Annotated in this window: 22 protein-coding genes, 1 other RNA gene and 1 pseudogene; 15 read left to right on the forward strand and 9 right to left on the reverse strand. The window is 61.7% G+C overall.

All coding sequences use genetic code 11. The features are described from left to right. The coding region (locus AC2FMM_RS17765; protein WP_496797295.1) for a lyase family protein at window positions 1–612 on the reverse strand (612 nt) is incomplete at its 3' end. A gap of 209 nt (window positions 613–821) precedes the next feature. Between AC2FMM_RS17765 and AC2FMM_RS17770 the strand changes: the two genes are divergently transcribed. Continuing rightward, window positions 822–1382, forward strand: coding sequence for a hypothetical protein (locus AC2FMM_RS17770; protein WP_496711141.1), 561 nt, complete (start codon window positions 822–824; stop codon window positions 1380–1382). Between the two features lie 24 nt (window positions 1383–1406). Here the strand turns inward: AC2FMM_RS17770 and AC2FMM_RS17775 are convergent, their stop codons facing one another. From AC2FMM_RS17775 to AC2FMM_RS17810, 8 genes are all read right to left on the reverse strand, one after another. Continuing rightward, window positions 1407–1877, reverse strand: a complete 471-nt coding sequence (locus AC2FMM_RS17775) for an SspB family protein (RefSeq protein ID WP_496679924.1) — start codon at window positions 1875–1877, stop codon at window positions 1407–1409. 76 nt (window positions 1878–1953) lie between these two features. After that, window positions 1954–3207, reverse strand: a complete 1254-nt coding sequence (chrA, locus tag AC2FMM_RS17780) for a chromate efflux transporter (protein WP_496797296.1) — start codon at window positions 3205–3207, stop codon at window positions 1954–1956. Window positions 3208–3459: 252 nt separating this feature from the next. Then, window positions 3460–3891 (reverse strand): ester cyclase, encoded by a 432-nt coding sequence (locus AC2FMM_RS17785; RefSeq protein ID WP_496797297.1) that lies wholly within the window; start codon window positions 3889–3891, stop codon window positions 3460–3462. Between the two features lie 102 nt (window positions 3892–3993). Beyond that, window positions 3994–4341, reverse strand: a transfer-messenger RNA (tmRNA) gene (gene ssrA, locus AC2FMM_RS17790). Between the two features lie 35 nt (window positions 4342–4376). After that, on the reverse strand, window positions 4377–4739 hold the full coding sequence (locus AC2FMM_RS17795; protein WP_496711138.1) for a DUF4345 family protein: 363 nt from the start codon (window positions 4737–4739) through the stop codon (window positions 4377–4379). A gap of 64 nt (window positions 4740–4803) precedes the next feature. Next, the gene (locus tag AC2FMM_RS17800; protein ID WP_496797298.1) at window positions 4804–5454 is read right to left on the reverse strand and encodes a hypothetical protein; all 651 of its coding nucleotides are present in this window, start codon (window positions 5452–5454) and stop codon (window positions 4804–4806) included. 13 nt (window positions 5455–5467) lie between these two features. Beyond that, entirely contained in the window at window positions 5468–6868 is a 1401-nt protein-coding gene (locus tag AC2FMM_RS17805) for a selenium-binding protein SBP56-related protein (RefSeq protein ID WP_496797299.1), read from the reverse strand. A 127-nt stretch (window positions 6869–6995) separates the two neighbouring features. Beyond that, window positions 6996–7727 (reverse strand): FadR/GntR family transcriptional regulator, encoded by a 732-nt coding sequence (locus AC2FMM_RS17810; RefSeq protein ID WP_496688332.1) that lies wholly within the window; start codon window positions 7725–7727, stop codon window positions 6996–6998. A 111-nt stretch (window positions 7728–7838) separates the two neighbouring features. Here AC2FMM_RS17810 and AC2FMM_RS17815 point away from each other — a divergent pair, with 111 nt between their 5' ends. From AC2FMM_RS17815 to AC2FMM_RS17880, 14 genes and pseudogenes are all read left to right on the forward strand, one after another. Beyond that, window positions 7839–8576 (forward strand): DUF2182 domain-containing protein, encoded by a 738-nt coding sequence (locus tag AC2FMM_RS17815; protein WP_496797300.1) that lies wholly within the window; start codon window positions 7839–7841, stop codon window positions 8574–8576. A 17-nt stretch (window positions 8577–8593) separates the two neighbouring features. After that, window positions 8594–9223, forward strand: coding sequence for a DUF1326 domain-containing protein (locus tag AC2FMM_RS17820; RefSeq protein ID WP_496711134.1), 630 nt, complete (start codon window positions 8594–8596; stop codon window positions 9221–9223). Then, window positions 9223–9750: a DinB family protein gene (locus tag AC2FMM_RS17825; protein ID WP_496797301.1), complete on the forward strand. Its 528-nt coding sequence runs from the start codon at window positions 9223–9225 to the stop codon at window positions 9748–9750. Before AC2FMM_RS17820 ends, AC2FMM_RS17825 begins: the two co-directional genes overlap by 1 nt. Further along, a complete protein-coding gene (locus tag AC2FMM_RS17830) occupies window positions 9751–10854 on the forward strand; it encodes a dimethylsulfoniopropionate demethylase (RefSeq protein WP_496679940.1) in 1104 nt (367 codons plus the stop codon). It abuts the gene before it with no gap. A 102-nt stretch (window positions 10855–10956) separates the two neighbouring features. Further along, window positions 10957–11952, forward strand: a complete 996-nt coding sequence (gene acuI, locus AC2FMM_RS17835) for an acryloyl-CoA reductase (protein WP_496741230.1) — start codon at window positions 10957–10959, stop codon at window positions 11950–11952. 180 nt (window positions 11953–12132) lie between these two features. Beyond that, window positions 12133–12696 (forward strand): ribosome recycling factor, encoded by a 564-nt coding sequence (frr, locus tag AC2FMM_RS17840; RefSeq protein WP_496688340.1) that lies wholly within the window; start codon window positions 12133–12135, stop codon window positions 12694–12696. 9 nt (window positions 12697–12705) lie between these two features. Then, the gene (gene uppS / locus AC2FMM_RS17845; RefSeq protein ID WP_496679945.1) at window positions 12706–13437 is read left to right on the forward strand and encodes an undecaprenyl pyrophosphate synthase; all 732 of its coding nucleotides are present in this window, start codon (window positions 12706–12708) and stop codon (window positions 13435–13437) included. Then, window positions 13434–14216, forward strand: a complete 783-nt coding sequence (locus AC2FMM_RS17850; protein ID WP_496688344.1) for a phosphatidate cytidylyltransferase — start codon at window positions 13434–13436, stop codon at window positions 14214–14216. The genes uppS and AC2FMM_RS17850 overlap by 4 nt, the downstream gene beginning before the upstream one ends. Then, entirely contained in the window at window positions 14216–15388 is a 1173-nt protein-coding gene (dxr, locus tag AC2FMM_RS17855; protein ID WP_496688346.1) for a 1-deoxy-D-xylulose-5-phosphate reductoisomerase, read from the forward strand. The genes AC2FMM_RS17850 and dxr overlap by 1 nt, the downstream gene beginning before the upstream one ends. A gap of 4 nt (window positions 15389–15392) precedes the next feature. Further along, window positions 15393–16745, forward strand: a complete 1353-nt coding sequence (gene rseP, locus AC2FMM_RS17860) for an RIP metalloprotease RseP (protein WP_496741226.1) — start codon at window positions 15393–15395, stop codon at window positions 16743–16745. Between the two features lie 88 nt (window positions 16746–16833). Next, window positions 16834–16962, forward strand: coding sequence for a hypothetical protein (locus AC2FMM_RS17865; RefSeq protein WP_496688350.1), 129 nt, complete (start codon window positions 16834–16836; stop codon window positions 16960–16962). Window positions 16963–17086: 124 nt separating this feature from the next. Beyond that, window positions 17087–19447 (forward strand): outer membrane protein assembly factor BamA, encoded by a 2361-nt coding sequence (gene bamA, locus AC2FMM_RS17870; RefSeq protein ID WP_496797302.1) that lies wholly within the window; start codon window positions 17087–17089, stop codon window positions 19445–19447. A 5-nt stretch (window positions 19448–19452) separates the two neighbouring features. Beyond that, window positions 19453–20037, forward strand: a complete 585-nt coding sequence (locus tag AC2FMM_RS17875) for an OmpH/Skp family outer membrane protein (RefSeq protein WP_496679953.1) — start codon at window positions 19453–19455, stop codon at window positions 20035–20037. 72 nt (window positions 20038–20109) lie between these two features. Next, window positions 20110–20238 (forward strand): annotated as a pseudogene (locus AC2FMM_RS17880) (3-hydroxyacyl-ACP dehydratase FabZ); the annotation flags it as partial.

A 20238-nucleotide genomic window follows, 5' to 3' on the forward strand; every position in this document is an offset into this window, starting at 1 on the left:
ATAGCCGCTGAATTCCTGGCCCAGGGTTAGCGGGGTCGCGTCCTGGGTATGGGTGCGGCCGATCTTGATGATATCCTTGAATTCTGCCGACTTCTGCTCTAGCCCGGCGGCCAGCTTTTCCAGCCCCGGCAGCAGAACGTCGCGCACGCTCATTGCGGTGGCGATGTGCATCGCGGTTGGGAAGGTGTCGTTCGACGACTGGCCCATGTTGCAGTGATCGTTCGGGTGCACCGGGTCCTTCGAACCGATCACGCCGCCCAGAATCTCGATCGCGCGGTTCGCGATGACTTCGTTGGCGTTCATGTTCGACTGGGTGCCCGAACCGGTCTGCCAGACGACCAGAGGGAAATTGTCGTCGAACTTGCCCTCGATCACCTCTCCGGCGGCCTCGATGATGGCGTCGGCGATGCGTGCGTCCAGCTTGCCCGTTGCCTTGTTCTGCATGGCGCAGGCCTTCTTGACCACGCCCAGCGCGCGGATGATGGCGACGGGCTGTTTCTCCCAGCCGATGGGGAAGTTCATGATCGAGCGCTGCGTCTGCGCTCCCCAGTACTTGTCGGCCGGAACCTCGAGCGGGCCAAAACTGTCGGATTCGGTGCGGGTCTGAGACATCTGTCACTCCGTCTGGTATGCAGTCGCATGCCGTTTAGCCGCAGCCACGCCGCGGCGCAATCGGCCAGTTGCGCGCACCTTAATCTGATGGGCAGAAAAGGTATAGCCGGGCGAGGTGCGTCATTTTTTTTCGGGTGGTCGTCCCATCTGCCATTGTGCCGGTGGCCCGCGTGTCTAGAATGCGAAGGGCGGGAAACGGAGAGGTCGGGATGTTTCGTTTGGGGCTGAAAAAATCACAGTTTGCGCAGATGCGGGTTTGGGCGGCTGTCGTGGCGATGCTGATCGGAGTTCAGGCCGGCGCAGCGGATATCGGGCCCTTTGTCGGTGACTATGTCGGGTCGGCCCAGGTCGTGGATGCGGACGGAACCGCGACCCCGCGCGACATGAGCGTGCGCATCTCCGAAACCGATGACGGGTTCAATGTCAGTTGGACAACAGTGACATATAAGGCGGATGGCCGGGTGAAAGAGCAGTCGTTCTCGGTTGACTTCCGGCCGTCGGACCGCCCTCAGATCTATTCGGCGGCGATGAAACGCAACGTGTTCGGCCACGAAGTGCCGCTGGATCCAATGAAGGGTGAACCCTTCGTATGGGGCCGCATAGTCGGCGACACGCTGACCGTGTTTTCCCTGTTTATCGACCACGAAGGCGACTATGAACTGCAGCAATATGACCGAACGCTGGCCGAAGGCGGGCTGAACCTGTCCTTCTCGCGCTTCAGCGACGGGCGCGAGGCGCGGTCAGTGGATACGTTCCTGCGCAGGAAATAGCGTTTCAGCTCTACAATCGGCCGATCAGGGCTGTTTGCGGAAACTGTCCAACGATACGATGTCGGCGTCGTGGTGCGGCTTGTCCTCGGGCTCGACTTCGATCGAGTCCTCTTCGGTCGCCGCGATTTCCTCTTCGTCTTCTTCGGGGCCCTCGAAGCGCAGCCCGAATTCGACCGACGGGTCCACGAAGGTCTGGATTGCCGCAAAGGGGATATACAGCGGTTCGGGCGAATCTCCGAAATTCAGCGTGATGGCAAAGCCGTCGTCATCGACGCTCAGGTTTTCGAACCAATGCTGCACCACGATCGTCATTTCATCCGGGTAGCGCTGGCGCAACCAGTCGGCAATTTCAACACCGGGTGTGCGGGTGTCGAATGTGATGAAGAAATGATGCGCCCCGGGCAGCCCCGACTCCGAGACCCGTTGCAGAACGGTCTTGATCAGGCCGCGCATGGCGGTGTGCATTAGGTTGCCGTAGTCGATGCCTTGCGACATGTCTTGTCCTCGAAAGTGGTTGCCCCAAGCATAAGGGATTCGGGCGGAAACGAAAGGCCCGGCAGCGCCGGATTGTTCAAAGAAAATGCAGGGCCAAACCTGCTGCGGCCATGGCGGCCAACGCGACCCCGAAACCAGATTTCAGTCGGAATATCAACAGCCCGGCGGCAACTGTCAGTGCAAGCGCCTGAAAATTCAGGCTGGATGGAACGGGTATCGGGATTGAGATGGGGCCAAGGCCGTATCGGGCCACGTCTGCAAAAATCATGTTCAGCGCGAACCACACCGAAAGGTTGAGAATCACCCCGACGACAGCCGCCGAGATTGCGCTCAAGGCGCCGGACAAGCGCGGGTTCCGGGCGATGTGATCCAGATATGGGGCCGACAGGAAGATCCAAAGAAAGCAGGGGACGAAAGTCGCCCAAAGTGCGACCGCGCCTGCGGCCAGGGCCAAACCGGGGCCACCGGCGATCTGACCGGTCAGCATGGCCACGAATTGGGTCACCAGGATCAGAGGCCCCGGAGTTGTCTCGGCTAGGCCCAGCGCATCGATCATCTGGTCGGCCGAGATCCAGCCATGCTGCGCCACCACCGTCTGGGTCATGTAGGACAGCACCGCGTAGGCGCCCCCAAAGCTGACAACCGCCAGTTTGGCAAAGAACCAGCCCAGATCGGCCAGCAGCGTCTGACCCGACGCCGTCAGCAGAGCCAGCGGCAAAAGCCAAAGCGTCATCCAGACCAAGGCGGTGCGTATCGCGTGCCTTTCCGCTGGGAGCCGACCCGGATCGGACGGCGGATGTGTCGTGCGGGACATAAAGTACCCCCAACAACCGGCCGATACGACGATCAGCGGGAAGGGCAGGTTTAGTGCAAAAATGGCCAGAAAAGCCACCCCCGCGATAACTCGAGACTGCAGCCCCGAGAGGGTCTTGCGCGACAGGTTGATCACGGCCTGCAGCACGATTGCAATGACGGTCGCCTTGACACCCAGAAAAGCCGCCTGGACAGGCGGCAGGTCGCCATAGGCGGCATAGAGCATCACCAGCGCAGCGATCACGATTGCGCCGGGCAAAACGAAAAGCGCGCCCGCGATCAGCCCGCCGGGCACGCCGCGCAGGCGCCAGCCGGCATATGTGGCCAGTTGCATCGCCTCGGGGCCGGGCAGCAGCATGCACAGCGACAGGGCGCGCAGAAATGTCTGTTCGTCCAGCCAGGCACGGCGGTCCACCAGTTCCCGGTGCATCAACGAGATCTGGGCGGCTGGCCCACCAAAGGACAGCAATCCGATACGGCCGAACACCCGGACAAGATCCGCGACCGAGGGGCTCATCCGCAGGCCATGACCGAGGCGACTGCCGGAGTGCCGAGGGTCGGCGTGCGCAGGCGCGTGTGCTCAAGCAGAGGCCGCATGCTCGGCGGGGGAATTCGACACTGCATTTGATAGTAATCCCCAAACACCGGCCCCGCCATGGAACACGCCCTTCCGCATTTCGAGATGTGGCAATCCGCGCCCTGCCTGGGCGGGAGCGTTGCCGGTCTCGGTCCTTGCTATGCGGGCTTTGCCTGTGCGGTCAAGAACCGGTCAGGCCCAATCGAGACGTTGTCCGGTCATGCATACGGGCAGCGTGTCCTGCGGAAACTGGCCTAGTTGTTCGAACAGCGACACGAAATCGAACTGATTGTAGGCTTCGACCATCTTGTCACCCTTGAACCGCGCCATGACCTGTCCGGTGACCTCAAGCGGCGCACCATTGTCGGCACGCGATGTCCTTACATGCAGGACCGCCGAGGCCCAGTCGCCGCTTTCGATGATTTTCGGCAGGCCCACCTGAATGTCGCCTAGAACATGACGGAAGGCCATCACCAGATCGCGGAAATCGTCCACGCCGACCTGCATTTCCGGTATCAGCCCTTCGGCCATCGTTTCGGGCGCGAAATATTCGTCGATCGCGTCAACATTGCCTTTTTCCCAAACCTCCGAGTACCAGGCCCGAAGAATCTCTGCATGAGGCATCCCATCTCTCCTGTCTAGCTGAGGAGAGGCTGGCGCATAGAGGTGAAGAAACCCTGAACGCCGTCAGGATCTGGGCAAAAAACGCAGACAAATGGTTGGGAAAGTGCAGGTTTCTGTTGCCAGGTACCTGCGAACCCCGCCTTACGCGGCTAGGCGCAAGGACTTAAGTTTCGGTCTGGTTACTGCTTACGCAGCAACGGCAACCGGAGCACGATTGTCATTTGCAATTGTACTGTTTTCGCCGGTAACGGTGGCAGACAGCCGGGACAAAGCTAACCCCTTTAGACGTTCGTCGATCCTGTTTCGGCCCCATGATCCCCAAATGAAGGATATATGGTGGAGCCGCCGGGTACCGCCCCCGGGTCCGATCCGCTTATTACGAGCGCGTTTATGTCCATAGTCCCGAAGGACAGGACTTATATAGGTGAGGATTTTTGCGGATGCAAACCCCCAAGGCGCGGGATCATGGCGATTTTTTCAACCGATCACGCGGGCTTCGCCAGGTTGGCGGCGATCAGCCAGATTGCCAGCACCAGCTCGATACCACCGAAGGTCAACGCCTTGGCCAAGGGCGGATTGTCCAGCAGAACGGACACGAACCGACCCAGCGCCGCGCCCGCATAGATCACGCCCAACATCGCGTAGGCCATCGGGTGGTTCAGCCACAATACCGCGATTCCGGTCACGACGAACAGTCCGCCGACCGAGGCGCGCATTTCACTGAGGCCCATCGTGCTGTTGGTGGGCGCAAGGTCCAGCGAGGCTGCCGTCCAGGCCGGAGCCAGAAAGCCGAACAGGCCAAAGCCGATGGTCAGAAGGGCTGCGATGATGTTGAGTGTTCCGGTCATGGGGGCCTCGCGTTTCAAATGCCTGCCAATCGAACCTAATCTGTTTTGGGGCAGGGGGAAGACCTCAGATTGCGGCCCACAGGCCGAGCACGCCCACGAGGATCAGACTGAGCGCCCAGACCATTTCCAGGTTGAACCAGCTGCGCGAAAGGAATTGCAGGCCCAGCCAGCGATAGACCGCGAACGCCAGCGCGCCGCCACCCAGCATCATCGCGCCGGTATGGACCGCGGCCACCGTCAGAACCAGCAGGCCATTGGTGCCCATGATCTCTGACACGGCTCTGTGGCCGGTATCCAAGTCGTCCAGTCCGCACAGGCCCAGATAGATCGGCACAAGCATAAGCGCCGCACCATGCGCCAGCGCCACCAGAAACGACCACAGTGCCAGCCTACTGGGCGGCACGCGCGCCAAGAACCGTGGATGCCGACGGGTGATCGCGATGTAGAGGCCCATGGCGATCACGATCAGGGCTGCTCCGATCCGGATTTCGCGCTGATAGTCTACGAGGATGGTCATCACCGCAAAGGGCAGCAGTACGCCCAGCATCGCCAAGAAATGCCCGCCCGCCAGGGCTGCCAACGCGCGCCACAAGGCGGATTGACGTTGCTCCATCAATGCAGCCGACACGGCCAGCGGCCAGCCCATGCCGGGGTTCAGCCCGTGATAGGCGCCGCTCAGCAAAACGGCCAGCCAGAGGCCGGCCGTCGATGTCATCAAGACGTCCAATTCAGACCGAAGGGTAGCAGAAACTGTCGGTGGAGCAGTCTCCCCCCTCAAGCCGGATCTGATGGGCGCGATAACCTTTGGGGAATTCGACCCAGAAGTTCCTGTCGAGCTTCAGGCCGCCTTTTTTGCCGACATCCGCCTTGACCATCGCCGCGCCGCGCTCGCCGGGGTAGAACTGATCATCCCAGGTGGAATAGAGCGAATTGGTCCAATAGACGCGTTTCCCGTCACGACTGATCTCGACCATTTGCGGGCCATAGCCAAAGTCCTTGCCGTTGGGGTGCTTGGTCTTCTTGACGATTCCGCCGATCTCGACCTTGTCGGCCAGTTTGGGCTTCATCGGGTCCGAGACATCGTATTGGTGCATTTCACCGGTACCCCAGCACGCGACGTAAAGGTATTTGTCATCCAGGCTCAGGTCGATGTCGGTGACCAGCGGCGGCACCGCTAAGAACCCTTTAAGAAGTTCGGGAAGATCAGCAGGATCAGCGGGTTGGGGGTCGATCGTAATGGTCTTTTTGGCGTGGAACTTGCCTTTCTTGTCGCGCCACCACGTAAAGATCGCGCCCTGCAGGTTGGTGGTGTCGACCACCACGCCGCAGAACCCGTATTCCTTGACAGGATCGTGCGCAGGCCGGATCTCCAGCGCCATCTGGTGGTTCTCGCCCAGGTCGATGGTCTGGATGTTGGTGCGGTCGCGCAGGTTCCAGAAATGGATCCGGTGGCCATATTTGTTCGACAGAAGGTCCTCGGGTAGCAGGCCGTTTTCGAATTGCGGCGGCAGGCCCCATTCGGAACTGACCATGTAGTCACGCGGCAGGTTCCACCAGAAATCATAGTGCTTGTCCTGCACGCCGCGTTCGATCTCGTAACGCCCGATGATGTCGAAGGTTTCACAGTCCATGATGAAGATGCCCGGTGGACCGTCAGTGCCCTTCTCGCCGCCGCCGCCCAGGGTGCTGACATAGATGCCTTCGGGGCCGCAGTGGATCGTGTGCGGGCGGGAATATCCAGTTTTTGCAAAGACTTCCTCGGGTTCGATGATCTTGTGGATATAGGCCTGAAGCGGGTCCTTCACGTCGATGACATAGATTCGGCTCGAGCGGATACCGGGGATGATCAGGTACCGGCGCTCAAGGAAGGCGTGGCCGGTCAGCGGCGACAGGGCCGAGGAACAAGCGTTCCATCCGAAATGGTGAAACTCGTCGCCCTTGTTGGGCATCATCACCTTGTGAACGATCTTGCCGTAGTCGCCCGAAGTTGGGTCGACGTTTACAACGGCCAAACCGTCGGGCTGCGAGAAATCAGGGCTGAGCATCAGCGTGAAGGCCAGGGTCTCGGGCGGGGCCTCCATGGCCAGTTTGGCGGATGGATAAAATGTCGGATCCGGTCTTTTGTTCATAACGTCCTCCCGTAAGTCATTGAAAATCAATTTTATTGAGAGTGCCGGTCTTCCCGCCGGATGATGGTCTGCCTGCCCGAGTGTCCTTTCCGTTGATGTGATGCGTCAAGAATTATTCAAGCGGCGCTCAGGCCGGTTTCCGCCGACGTTCAGCCACGTCATGGGCAAGGTGGCGCGTGTAGGTTTCCAGCTCGACCAGCGCAGCGTCGACGGTCTCGGCGTCTTGCGCCTCCAGCGCGTCGGCGATCTTGCTGTGCAGGCGGATGATCTCCTCGCGCGAGCGGGCGGTAAAGGTGATCATGTTCATCAGGGGCTGCATCGCCTCGACCGCGCCGGCCAGTTGATAGGACAGGACAGGGTTGCCCGCACCATCGACCAGCGCCCGGTGAAAAGCCACGTCCGAGGCGCAGAAGGCCTCATCCGTCAAACCGGGTTGCGCCTGGCGGAAAATTTCCGCGCGCATGGTGGCCAGTTGATCTGCGGTGCGCCGCTGCGCCGACAGGGGCGCGCAGGCCCGTTCCAACGCATAGCGGGCCTCGCAGGCGGTGTCGAAGCTGACCTCGTTCATCGACAGCAGCAGCGTCGAAGTCGTGATCTGCTGGGAATAGGCGTCCTGGAAACTCAACCGGTTGACGAACGCACCTCCGGTCGCGCCGCGCTGGGTGCGGATCAACGACTGTGCCGCCAGCCGCTTCAGCGCCTCACGCACGGTGGGACGCGACACCTGGAACTGATCCGCCAGCTCGGATTCCGAGGGCAGGCGCTCGTCCACGATCAGCTCTCCGGATACGATCGCATCGCGGATGGCCTGGGCGATCTGCGCAGATAGGTCGGTGCTTTTCTGCGGGTCGATTTTCATCTTCTTGGGGTCACCGTGAAAAATTTATTTGTCTGACATTTAAAAGTCTGACATTTGAAAAGCAAGGAGTGAGTCGTAGGGAGGGCCGTGACTGTGGACCGGATAAGAGCCATGACAGCGCCGCATTGGCTGGGCCTGTTCGCTGCGATCCTGTCGGCCTGGGGGGCGCTGTACCTGATGGCGGTGCCGGCCGAGATGCGCGCCCTTGGTGCGGTATACGGCGAAGATTTCTGGCGCAGCCTGTGCACGTTGACCCCTGATGCGGCCGGCCTGCTGAAGATGGTGGCCATGTGGGCGCTGATGTCGGCGGCGATGATGGCGCCGACGGCTTTGCCTGCCTTTGCCACCTATGACGACCTGTCCCATGCCGCGCCCGGCACTCGGTTCGGGCATCTGTTGGCAGGGTATCTGACGGTCTGGCTGGGCTTTTCCGTTCTGGCGGCGCTGGCGCAAATGGCGCTGTACCGGGCGGGCGCGCTGAACGGGCTGGGCGAAAGCGTTTCGGGGCTGCTGTCCGCAGGCCTTCTGGCCGTCGCCGGCCTGTACCAGTTTTCAGCCATCAAAGAGGCCTGCCTGAGCAAGTGCCGTCATCCGCTGACCTTCTTCATCCAGCATTGGGACGAGGGCCCGTGGCGCAATGGCCTGCGGCTGGGGCTGGTGTGCCTGGGCTGCTGCTGGGCGCTGATGCTGCTGGCCTTCGTGGGTGGCGTGATGAACCTGGCCTTCATGGGGCTGGCCACGATGCTGATGGTTTTCGAAAAATTGCCCGACCTGGGCCGACTGGTGACCCGCCCGCTGGGCGTGGCGTTGCTGATCGGGGCCGCCTGGGTCGCGTTTACGACAGTCTGACAAGAGGAGAGACAGACATGGCTTTGGATACGGTGGGCACGGTGCCCTGGACCATCAAGGGCGAGTTGATCCTGAACTGCAACTGCACGGTGTTCTGCCCCTGCGTGGTCAGCCTTGGGAAGCATCCGCCGACCGAGGGCTACTGCCAGGCCTGGGCGGGCATCCGCATCGATGAGGGCCAATATGGCGACGCGGACCTGTCGGGTCTGAACGTGGGCCTGTTCCTGGAAATCCCCGGCAACATGGGGCGCGGCAACTGGAAGGCTGCGGCCTTCATCGACGACCGCGCGTCCGAGGCGGCCTATGAGGGGCTGGTCAACATCTTCTCGGGCGCGGCGCGCGGTACGACGGGGCTGTTCTCGGTTCTGGTCAGCGAGTTCTTGGGGGCCGAGCGATCGCCGGTACATTTCGAAACCGAAGGCAAGGAACGCCGCCTGATGGTCGGCAAGAAGATCCAGGGTGCGGTGGTCCCGGTTGAGGGCAAGGACGGCAAGGAGATCGTCGTCACCAACACCGAATACTGGATGGGCCCGGACATCACCGTTGCCACCGCAACCAAGGGCAAGGTGCGCGCCTTCGGCCGGGTCTGGGATTTCGACGGCCGCTCCGCCGAGATCTGTCAGATCGACTGGCACGGGCCCCGGTAATGATCACCGGCGCCTTTGCCCGGCGAATGGCCCGCTATAACCGTTGGCAAAACAGCCAGTTGGCGGGCTTTCTTCATGAGCTTTCGCCCGTGGAATTGACCCGGGAATGCGGCGCGTTTTTTGGGTCGATCCTGGGCACGGCGAACCATCTGCTTTGGGGCGACTGGATCTGGATGTCGCGGTTCGACGCGGGTCCGGGCCCGAACAGCCCCCCGGACAGCAAAGGCGGCGGTATCCATGAGAGCGTCCATCTGTGCCCCGATCTGGCTCACTGGTTGCCGCTGCGCGAAACGATCGACGCGCGGATCGGCGCCTGGGCGGATACCCTGGGAGATGACCCGATCAGTGGGTTGCTCGCTTGGTACTCCGGAGTGAAAGAGAAAAATATTACAATGCCTTACGCAGAGTGTGTGATCGGTTTCTACAGCCATCAGACGCATCACCGGGGGCAAATCCACAAAATGCTGACCGAGGCCGGCTCTGAGGCGCCGGTCAGCGATCTCGTTTTCTTGCCCGAGGAGGTCTAAGTGCCACAGATTTCTTTGTCGCGCCGGCTGCGGCGCACGCCGTTCTCTGACGGGGTCGAGGCGGCCGGTGTCAAAGGCTATACCGTCTACAACCGGATGTTGCTGCCGACGGTGTTTGAAAGCGTCGAGGCCGACTATCGGCATCTCAAGACCCATGTGCAGGTCTGGGATGTGGCCTGCGAGCGGCAGGTCGAACTGCGCGGCCCCGATGCGGCGCGGCTGATGCAGATGCTGACCCCGCGCGACCTGCGCGGCATGTTGCCGGGTCAGTGCTACTATGTGCCGATCGTGGACGAAACAGGGGGCATGCTGAACGATCCCGTGGCGGTGAAACTGGCGGATGACCGCTGGTGGATCTCGATCGCAGACAGCGACTTGCTGTTGTGGGTCAAGGGCCTGGCCAACGGGTATAGACTGGATGTTCTGGTGGACGAGCCGGACGTGTCGCCCTTGGCGGTGCAGGGACCCAAGTCGGATGATCTGATGGCGCGGGTCTTTGGCGACCGGGTGCGTGATATCCGGTTCTTCAAGTTCGACATGTTCCAGTTCGAGGGGCGTGATCTGGCGATTGCGCGGTCGGGCTATTCCAAACAGGGCGGGTTCGAGATCTATGTCGAGGGCGGCGACATCGGCATGCCCTTGTGGAACGCCCTGTTTGCCGCCGGAGAGGACCTGCAGGTTCGGGCGGGTTGCCCCAACCTGATCGAGCGGATCGAAGGCGGGTTGCTGTCTTACGGCAATGACATGACTGACGACAACACGCCCCATGAGTGCGGGTTGGGCAAGTTCTGCAACACGCATACGGCCATTGGCTGCATCGGGCGGGATGCGCTGTTGCGGGTGGCCAAGGAGGGGCCGGTTCAGCAAATCCGCCCGATCGCGATCGAGGGTGAAGCGGTGCCACCATGTGATCGGCCGTGGCCGGTATATGGTGGCGGCAAGCGCGTGGGTCAGGTGACTTCGGCCACCTGGTCGCCGGATTTCCAAACCAACGTGTCGATCGGTATGCTGCGGCTGAGCCACTGGGATCCGGGAACACGGATTGAGGTCGAGACACCGGACGGCATGCGGGATGCAGTCGTGCAGGCGAAGTTCTGGATTTGAGCCGGGAAGGGGGCTCTGCCCCCGTCGCTGCGCGACTCCCCCGGGATATTTGGGGCCAGATGAAGAAGTCGTCTGGCCGAGAGGAAGGAAAGGAATGTGAGCATGTTCAACGCTTTGGTAATGGAGAAGGACGAAGAAAGCGGGCTGGCAACCCCGGTGATCAAGCAGATTTCGGAAGACGATCTGCCGCATGGGGATGTGCGGGTGGCCGTGGAGTACTCGACCGTCAACTACAAGGATGGTTTGTGCATGTCACCCAAAGGCGGTGGTCTGGTTCGCAACTATCCGCATGTGCCGGGGATCGACTATGCGGGAACGGTAGAAGACTCCTCGAACGACAGGTACAAACCCGGCGACAAGGTGGTGTTGACCGGGTGGCGCGTGGGTGAGGCACATTGGGGCGGGTATGCCCAGAAAGCCAGCGCGCTGGCCGATTGGCTTGTGCCTCTGCCGCAGGGGTTGAGCACGCGCCAGGCAATGGCGGTGGGAACCGCCGGTTTTACCGCGATGCTGGCGGTCATGGCGCTGGAAGATCATGGTCTGACGCCGGATCGAGGTCCGGTTCTGGTGACCGGTGCGGCCGGTGGCGTGGGCTCGGTCGCGACCGCGATCCTGGCGAATCTGGGTTACGAAGTCGCGGCCGTGACAGGGCGCCCGGAGGCCGGGGAGTATCTGAAATCTCTGGGCGCTGCGACCATCGTGCCGCGCGAGGAGTTGAATGAGACCACCAAACGCCCGCTCGAGAGCGAGACATGGGCCGGGTGTGTCGATGCAGTGGGTGGTTCGATGCTGGCGCGTGTGCTGGGACAGATGAAATATGGCTGCTCGGTCGCCGCCGTCGGGTTGGCGGGGGGCGCGGCTTTGCCGGCAACGGTGATTCCGTTCCTGCTGCGGGGGGTGAACCTGCTGGGAATCGACAGCGTGATGCAGCCCTACGACAATCGCGTACGCGCGTGGAAACGGATCGCGACGGACCTGCCGATGGACAAGCTGGATTCGATGATCCAGCCGGCAACGCTGAAGGATCTGCCAAAACTGGGCGAAGACATTCTGAAAGGCCGGGTCAAGGGTCGCGTCGTGCTGGACGTGAATGCCTGACGGGCGGATTGTCGTCAAATCGGAACCGGCCTCATTGGGGCCGGTTTTTGTTCACGTATCGACGTACGGGGGCAAACGGTGTCCTGCTGTCGAGGCATTTGACGATCATCATTGCTATACATCCCATTTGCGATGGCTTATGACCCTAGCAAACAGACCTGAATAAGGGGAGTGAGCAGCATGTCTGATGACTTCGAACTGGATACCGACGATCTGAAGCGCCGCATGGAGGGCGCCATGGCCAATCTGCGCACCGAGTTTGCGTCGCTGCGCACCGGCCGGGCCTCGGCTTCGATGCTGGATCCGATCATGGTTGACGCCTATGGGTCGATGACTCCGATCAACCAGGTGGGCACCGTTAACGTCCCCGAACCGCGCATGGTCACCATCAACGTGTGGGACAAGTCGCTGGTCGGCAAGGTGGAAAAGGCAATCCGCGAGAGCGGTCTGGGCATCAACCCGCAACTGAACGGCACCATCATCATGCTGCCGATCCCCGAGCTGAACGAGGAACGCCGGCGCGAACTGGGCAAGGTGGCCGGCCAGTATGCCGAACATGCCCGCGTGGCCATTCGCAATGTGCGCCGTGACGGGATGGACCAGATCAAAAAGGCCAAGGCTGACGGCCTGTCCGAGGATGACCAAAAATTCTGGGAGAGCGAGGTGCAGGAACTGACGGACCAGATGATCAAGGCGGTTGACGCCGCGCTTGAGGCGAAACAGGCGGAAATCATGCAGGTCTGAGACGCGGAGATGCCCAAGGATCCCCTGATCGGCGAGTTGTGCGGGCCGCGCCATGTGGCCATCATCATGGATGGCAACGGGCGGTGGGCTCAGGCCCGTGGCCGTCCGCGTCTGTACGGGCATCATGCCGGGGCGCGGCGCGTACGCGAAGTGGTCGAAGCCTGCCCGGGACTGGGGATCAAATACCTGACGATCTTTGCCTTTTCGACCGAGAACTGGAAGCGGACTCAGGTTGAAGTTGCGGGTCTGATGAGCCTTTTCAAGCGGTACATCATAAAGGAAACCCGGACGCTTGCCGAAAACGGTGTCAGGGTCCGGTTCATTGGAGACCGGGTCCGGCTGGATGCCAAGCTGATCGAGCTGATGGACCAGCTGGAACGGGAAACTGCCGACAACGACCTGGTGCATCTGACCGTGGCGCTGAACTACGGAGGCCGGGACGAGGTAGCTCGCGCAACCAAACGGTTGGCCAGGGATGTCGCCGAAGGCAAGCTGTGCCCCGATGACGTGGACGAGGAGACGCTGCCGAAATACCTGGATACGCGGGTTCTGCCCGATCCTGATCTGGTGATCCGGACCAGTGGCGAGGCGCGGATCTCGAATTTCCTTCTGTGGCAGTCGGCCTATTCGGAATACGAGTTCATCGAAACGCTGTGGCCGGATTTCACGGCCTCGGAGCTTGAGCGACTGTGCAAAAGCTACGGATCGCGTGAACGCCGGTTCGGAGCCGTCCCCGCATGAGTGACGGGCGTTGGTCCGATCTGACCGTCCGCGTTTTGTCGGCGGTGGTTCTGGTGGCAATCGGCGCGGTCGAGGTTTGGCTGGGCGGGCTGTGGTTCGAGACCTTCATCGCCGCGGCCTGCGGTATCATGATCTGGGAACTGGTCCGCATGGTTGACCCGCAGCGGGCCGGAGTTGCGGTGCAATTATCCGTGCTGACCGCCGTGGCGGTTCTTTTGGCCACCTATCTGCCGCCGGTGGCCACTTTGCCGGTTCTGATCGCGCCGGCGCTGGTCGGAGCCGGGCAGGTGGGGCGCGCGCGCGGGATCTATGCTCTGTTTGCGATCTGGATCGCGGCGGCGGGTTTCGGATTCATCTCGATCCGCGAGAACATGGGCTTTGGCTGGATGATCTGGCTGATCGCGGTCGTCGTCGCCACCGACGTGGCGGGCTATTTCGCGGGCAAGGCCATCGGCGGGCCGAAATTCTGGCCCAAGGTCAGCCCCAAGAAAACCTGGTCGGGTACGGTGGGCGGCTGGGTGGCCGCTGCTTTGGTGGGCGCCGCGTTCGCGGTTTATGCAAGCCTCGGGCCCGGGCTGGTTCTGATCTCGGTTCTGGCCTCGATGGCCAGCCAGGCGGGAGACATCGTGGAAAGCGCGACCAAGCGGAAATTCGGAGTCAAGGACAGTTCGGACCTGATTCCGGGCCACGGCGGGTTTCTGGACCGGTTCGACGGCATGATGGGGGCATCGCTGCTGGTTCTGATTGCAAGTCTGTTCTACGCCCCCGGAGAGATGTGATGCGCAAGGTCTCCATCTTTGGCGCCACCGGTTCCATCGGGCAGAACACCATCGACCTGATCGCGCGGGACCCGACCGTCTATGACGTGGTGGCCGTGACCGGTGGCGCGAATATCCGGCAACTGGCCGAGGATGCCCGGCGCCTGCGCGCGCAGGTCGCAGTGACCGCGTTCGACGACAGGTTGGAAGACCTGCGCGCCGCGTTGGAAGGCAGCGGAATCGAAGCAGCGGCCGGGGCGACCGCGCTGGTCGAGGCCGCGGCGCGTCCGGCCGACTGGGTGATGTCGGCCATCGTCGGCGCGGCGGGTCTGGCGCCCGGGCTGGCGGCACTGGAACAGGGGGCGACGCTGGCGCTGGCCAACAAGGAAACACTGGTCTGTGCCGGGTCTCTGGTGCTTGAGACAGCAAGGCGGCATGGTGCGCGCCTGCTGCCGGTGGACAGCGAGCATTCCGCCGTGTTCCAGGCGCTGGTGGGCGAGGACATGGCCGCGGTCGAGCGCATCATCATAACCGCCAGCGGTGGGGCGTTTCGCGACTGGCCGGTCGAGCGGCTGGCGCAGGCGACGGTCGAGCAGGCGTCGAGCCACCCGAACTGGGACATGGGTCAGCGTATTACCATCGACAGCGCTTCGATGTTCAACAAGGCGCTGGAGGTCATTGAAACAAAGGAATTCTTCGGTATCGCGCCCGACCGGATCGAGGTCGTGATCCACCCCGAATCGATCGTTCACGCGTTGGTCGGGTTTCGCGACGGGGCGGTGATGGCGCATCTGGGCGCGCCCGACATGCGCCACGCGATCGGCTATGCGCTGCACTGGCCCGAGCGGCGCGAGCTGCCGGTACCCCGGCTGGATCTGGCCCGTCTGGGACAGTTGCGGTTCCGTGACCCCGACCCGGCGCGCTATCCGGCGCTGCGGCTGGCGCGCGAGGTCATGGCGCGCGGAGGTCTGTCTGGTGCAGTGTTCAACGCCGCCAAGGAACGTGCACTGGATCACTTCATAGGCCAGCGCATTGGATTTCTCGACATGTCCGACGCGGTGGCGGCGGTTCTGGACCGGTTCGAGGACGCAGGCGGCCTCATTGATGCCCCGATGACCCTTGATAACGTGTTGAAAGCGGACCATCTGGCACGTCAATGGGTGGATGACGCCGTACTGAGAAGAGCAGGATAGACTTTTGGACATACTCTCGCTGATCCCGCAATTTGGTGGATTGATCTACACGATCGCTGCCTTCGTCGTGGCCCTGTCGGTGATCGTCGCCGTGCATGAATACGGCCACTATATCGTCGGGCGCTGGTCGGGGATCCATGCCGAGGTGTTCTCGATCGGGTTCGGCCCGGTTCTGTGGAGCCGCGTGGACAAGCGCGGCACGCGCTGGCAGATCGCGGTGCTGCCGTTTGGGGGCTACGTCAAATTCCTGGGCGATTCAAACGCGGCGTCGGGCAAGGATTCGGCGGCAATTGACGAGATCGCCAGTAAAAGCCCCGAAGAACTGCGTCATACGATGCACGGAGCGCCGCTGTGGGCGCGCACGGCAACGGTGGCGGCCGGACCGGTGTTTAACTTTGTCATGTCGATTTTGGTATTCGCGGCGATCTTCTGGTCGCAGGGGGTGACCCGCGAACCTTTGACCGCGGGCACGCTGAAACCGCTGCCGGGAACCGTGCAAGAGCTGCGCGAAGGGGATGAGATCCTGGCGATCGAGGGAATCCCGGTGCCGGATTTCGACGCCGAGGACGCCTGGACCGATTTCACCGATGCACTGCCCGAAGAGCCCGTGCTGACCTACACCGTAAAGCGCGACGGACAGACCATCGATGTCGAGGCGCCATACCTGTTTCCGCCGCTGATCAGCCGGGTCGCACCGCGAAGCGCGGCGATGGATATCCAGCTTGCGCCCGGCGACGTGATCACCGCAGTGGACGGAGAGCCGATATTTGCTTTCGATCAGTTGAAGGACAAGGTCGAAAGCTCGAACGGCAAGGTGCTGTTGCTGGATGTCTGGCGCGATGGGGCCGAGCTTGAATTCGCGCTGGCCCCGCGCCGTACCGACGAACCGCAGCCCGATGGTGGTTTCAAGACCCATTGGCGGATCGGGATCGTCGGCGGGTTGATGCTGGAGCCGGCCACCGAACCGGCGGGGCTGTTCGAGGCCGCAGGTGCCGGCCTGCAACAGACTTGGCGAATCATCGAGGGCTCGCTTTCGGGCATCTGGCACATGATCACCGGGGCCATCAGCACTTGCAACATGTCGGGGCCGATCGGCATTGCCGAAACTTCGGGCGACATGGCCAGCCAGGGGGCGCAGAATTTCGTGTCGTTCATCGCGGTGCTGTCCACCGCCGTGGGCCTGTTGAACCTGTTCCCGATCCCCGCGCTGGATGGTGGCCACCTGATGTTCTACGCCTACGAGGCGGTTTCGGGTAAGCCGCCCAGCGAGCGGGTATTCCAGATCATGATGGGCATCGGCGTGACAGTGATCCTGACCCTGATGATCTTCGCGCTCGGCAACGATCTGTTTTGCTGATTGGGGCAGCGGCGCCTTCCGGGCGCCGCAAATTCGCCTCAATTGCGACGTAGGTGATACTCGTTTCCAACGAACCGGGCTGAAGATCATGACAGGTGCATTGCGAAAATCATATCAGGGCGTCAACTTCCTGTTCGTCCTGAACTGGGATTTTCTGCTCAGCTTTGGCATCACCGCGCTGGCCTTGGCGGGCGGGGCATTTCTGGCCTCTTTGTGATTCTTTACCAGCACCGGTTCTAGCTGCGCGGCCCCTTGCGGCCGCGTTTTGCTTTTGGGCTTTTGACAAGATGTGCCATTAACGGTACTCAAATTCAAAGTCCCAGAACCAGGCAGAGATAAACATGGCATACAGGGAAGACGCGGGCATATCCTGCGGTGCAGTCGAGGCCGAAACCAACATTTTGTGGCAGCTTCTATCGGGTTTTTTCCTCGTTTCAGCGCTTTGGCTTGCGGTATTTTCGCAATCCGCCTGGGCACAGTCGTACACGTTCAATTCGTTCGATGTCGAAGGCAACCGGCGTATTGAAACCTCGACGATCATCAGCCGGACGGGAATCACGCCCGGTCAGACCGTAACGGCGGGCCAGCTGAACGACGCTTATCAGCGTTTGCTTGACAGTGGTGTTTTTGAGACAGTCGAGCTGACCCCGCGCGGCAGCACGCTTGCGATCAAGGTCCAGGAATACCCGACGATCAACCGCATCAGCATCGAGGGCAACCGGCGGGTCAAGGATGACGTCCTGCTGGATGCGATTTCGTCGCAGCCGCGCCGAGTGTTCACCCCGCAGGTGGCCGAGGCTGATGCCGACGTGATCGCGGAGATCTATTCGGCACAGGGCAGGGTATCCGCCACCGTCATTCCGCGCATCATCCGTCGCAGCGACAACCGCGTTGATCTGGTGTTCGAGGTCGCCGAAGGCACCACGATCGAGATCGAGCGCGTCAGCTTCGTGGGCAACCGCGCCTATTCCGACCGCCGCCTTCGGCGCGTGCTGGAAACCAAACAGGCCAACATCCTTCGGACCTTCCTGCGCGGCGATACGTTCATCGCCGACCGTATCGAGTTCGACAAGCAGGTGCTGCGTGATTTCTACCTGTCGCGCGGCTACATAGATTTTCGCGTCAACAGCGCCAATGTCGAATTTACCCGCGAACGGGATGCGTTCTATCTGGTGATGAATATCACCGAAGGACAGAAATTTTCGTTCGGCAAGGTGACGACCGTCAGCGAGATTCCCGGTGTCGACGCAGCGCCCTATCAAGCCGCGTTGAAGATCAAGCCCGGCGTGACCTATTCGCCCACGCTGATCGAGAATTCGATCACCCGCCAGGAGCGGTTGGGCCTGAAAAACGGCGTCGATTTCCTGCGGGTCGAGCCGCGGGTGACCCGCAACAACCGCGACCTGACGCTGGATGTCGAGTTCGTCCTGACCAAGGGGCCGCGCATCTTCGTCGAACGCATCGACATCGAAGGCAACACAACAACGCTGGATCGGGTGATCCGGCGCCAGTTCGACACGGTCGAGGGTGATCCGTTCAACCCGCGTGAAATCCGCCAGAGCGCCGAGCGTATTCGTGCGCTGGGCTTCTTTGCGGTCGCCGACGTGGACACGCGCGAAGGGTCCAGCCCCAGTCAGGTCATCGTGGATGTCGATGTCGAGGAGCAACCCACCGGCTCGCTGAGCCTGGGCGGCAGCTATTCGGTCTCGGACGGGTTCGGCATCGCGATCGGGCTCGAAGAACGGAACTTCTTGGGCCGAGGGCAGGCTTTGGGTGTGACGCTGTCGACGGCGCAGGATTCAGAACAGTACATCCTGAATTTCACCGAACCCTACCTTCTGGGCCGCAAACTGCGCTTCGATCTGGGGCTTGGTTTGTCCTCCACGAACTCGAGCTTTGCCAGCTATGACACCAAGACCGTGTTCTTCAACCCGCAGCTGAGCTATGCGATCGGAGAGCTGTCGGCGCTGAAGCTGCGCTACAACTGGAACGACAGCGAGATGACGCAGCAGGACAGTCAGGTGAACGGGGCGGTGATCGCTTCGGAAATCGCGCAGGGCAAGCGGTCGACCAGTTCGCTCGGCCTGTCCTATGTCTATGACAGCCGGATCGGCGGGTTGAACCCCAACGCGGGTGCGTTGCTCGAAGTCGGCGTGGATGCCGCCGGTTTGGGCGGGGACAACAAGTTCCTCAAGACCTCCGCCCGCGCCATCGCCCAGACCAAGGTGCTGAACGAGGAGATGACCCTGCGCGCTTCGTTCGAGGCCGGCGCCCTGCATTGGCAGGGAGACGACTTCAGCCGAACCCTCGACCGCTATGTTCTGGGGCCCAACATCTTCCGCGGGTTCGAACCCGCCGGTCTAGGCCCACGGGATCTGTCGAACGGCCAGGACGACGCGATCGGCGGCAACCTTTACTGGGTGGCGCGCTTCGAGTCCGATTTCCCGCTGGGCCTGCCCGAGGAACTGGGCCTGCGCGGCGGTGTCTTCTATGACGTCGGCAACCTTTGGGACATCGACAATGTCGACACGACCGGGGCCAATATCGTCGGCGCCGACGGGTCGCTCCGCCATGTCATAGGCGTGTCGCTGTTGTGGGATACGCCGTTTGGCCCCTTGCGCTTCAACTTCTCGAAAGCGTTGGTCAAGGAAGACTTCGACAAAGAACAGAACTTTGACTTCACCATTCAGGCGCGGTTCTGACGTTCATGCTGAAACACATATCCAGAACAGTGCAGGGCCCTCTTCGGGCCCTGTGCATTTTGGCATTCGCTTTGGCGGCGGGCCCCGCATCGGCTCAGCAGTTGGGCATTCCGCAATCGGGGGTGCTGACCATATCCAGTGACCGGATGTTCGCCGAGTCGGCCTTCGGCAAGCGGATCCGGGCCGAGATCGAGGCGGAAAGCCGTGCACTGGCCGAGGAGAACGAACGCATCGTGGCCGAGCTGAGCCGCGAGGAAAAGGAGCTGACCGACAAACGCAGCGTCTTGACCCCGGACGAGTTTCAACCGTTGGCCGAAGCGTTCGACCAGAAAGTGCAGTCGCACCGCGAAAGCCAGCGTGCCAAACTGGATGCGCTGTCGCGACGCAGCGAAGAGGCGCGGGTCAGGTTTGTCGAACTGTCACGCCCTGTTCTAATCGATCTGCTGCGCGATACGGGGGCGTCGATCATTATCGAACGCGCGAACGTCTTTCTCAGCTCGGATGCCTCGGATATCACCGATGTGGCGATCCGGCGGATCGACGCGGCCATCGGCGACGGGGCCGGGCTGGAAGAGCGTGACGAACCCTAGCGCGGCTTGCTCTCGCACGGTGGTATTGCTAACCACGCGGAAACCACACCTCGAAAACAGGACACCCGGAACATGACCACGGACACCAAGAGCGCCGACATCCAGCTGATCCAACGGATCCTGCCGCATCGCTATCCGTTCCTGCTGGTTGACAAGGTTGTCGAGATCAACGGCTATCAGTCGGCGGTCGGCATCAAGAAC

The organism is Ruegeria sp. BHSC043, assembly GCF_059612985.1.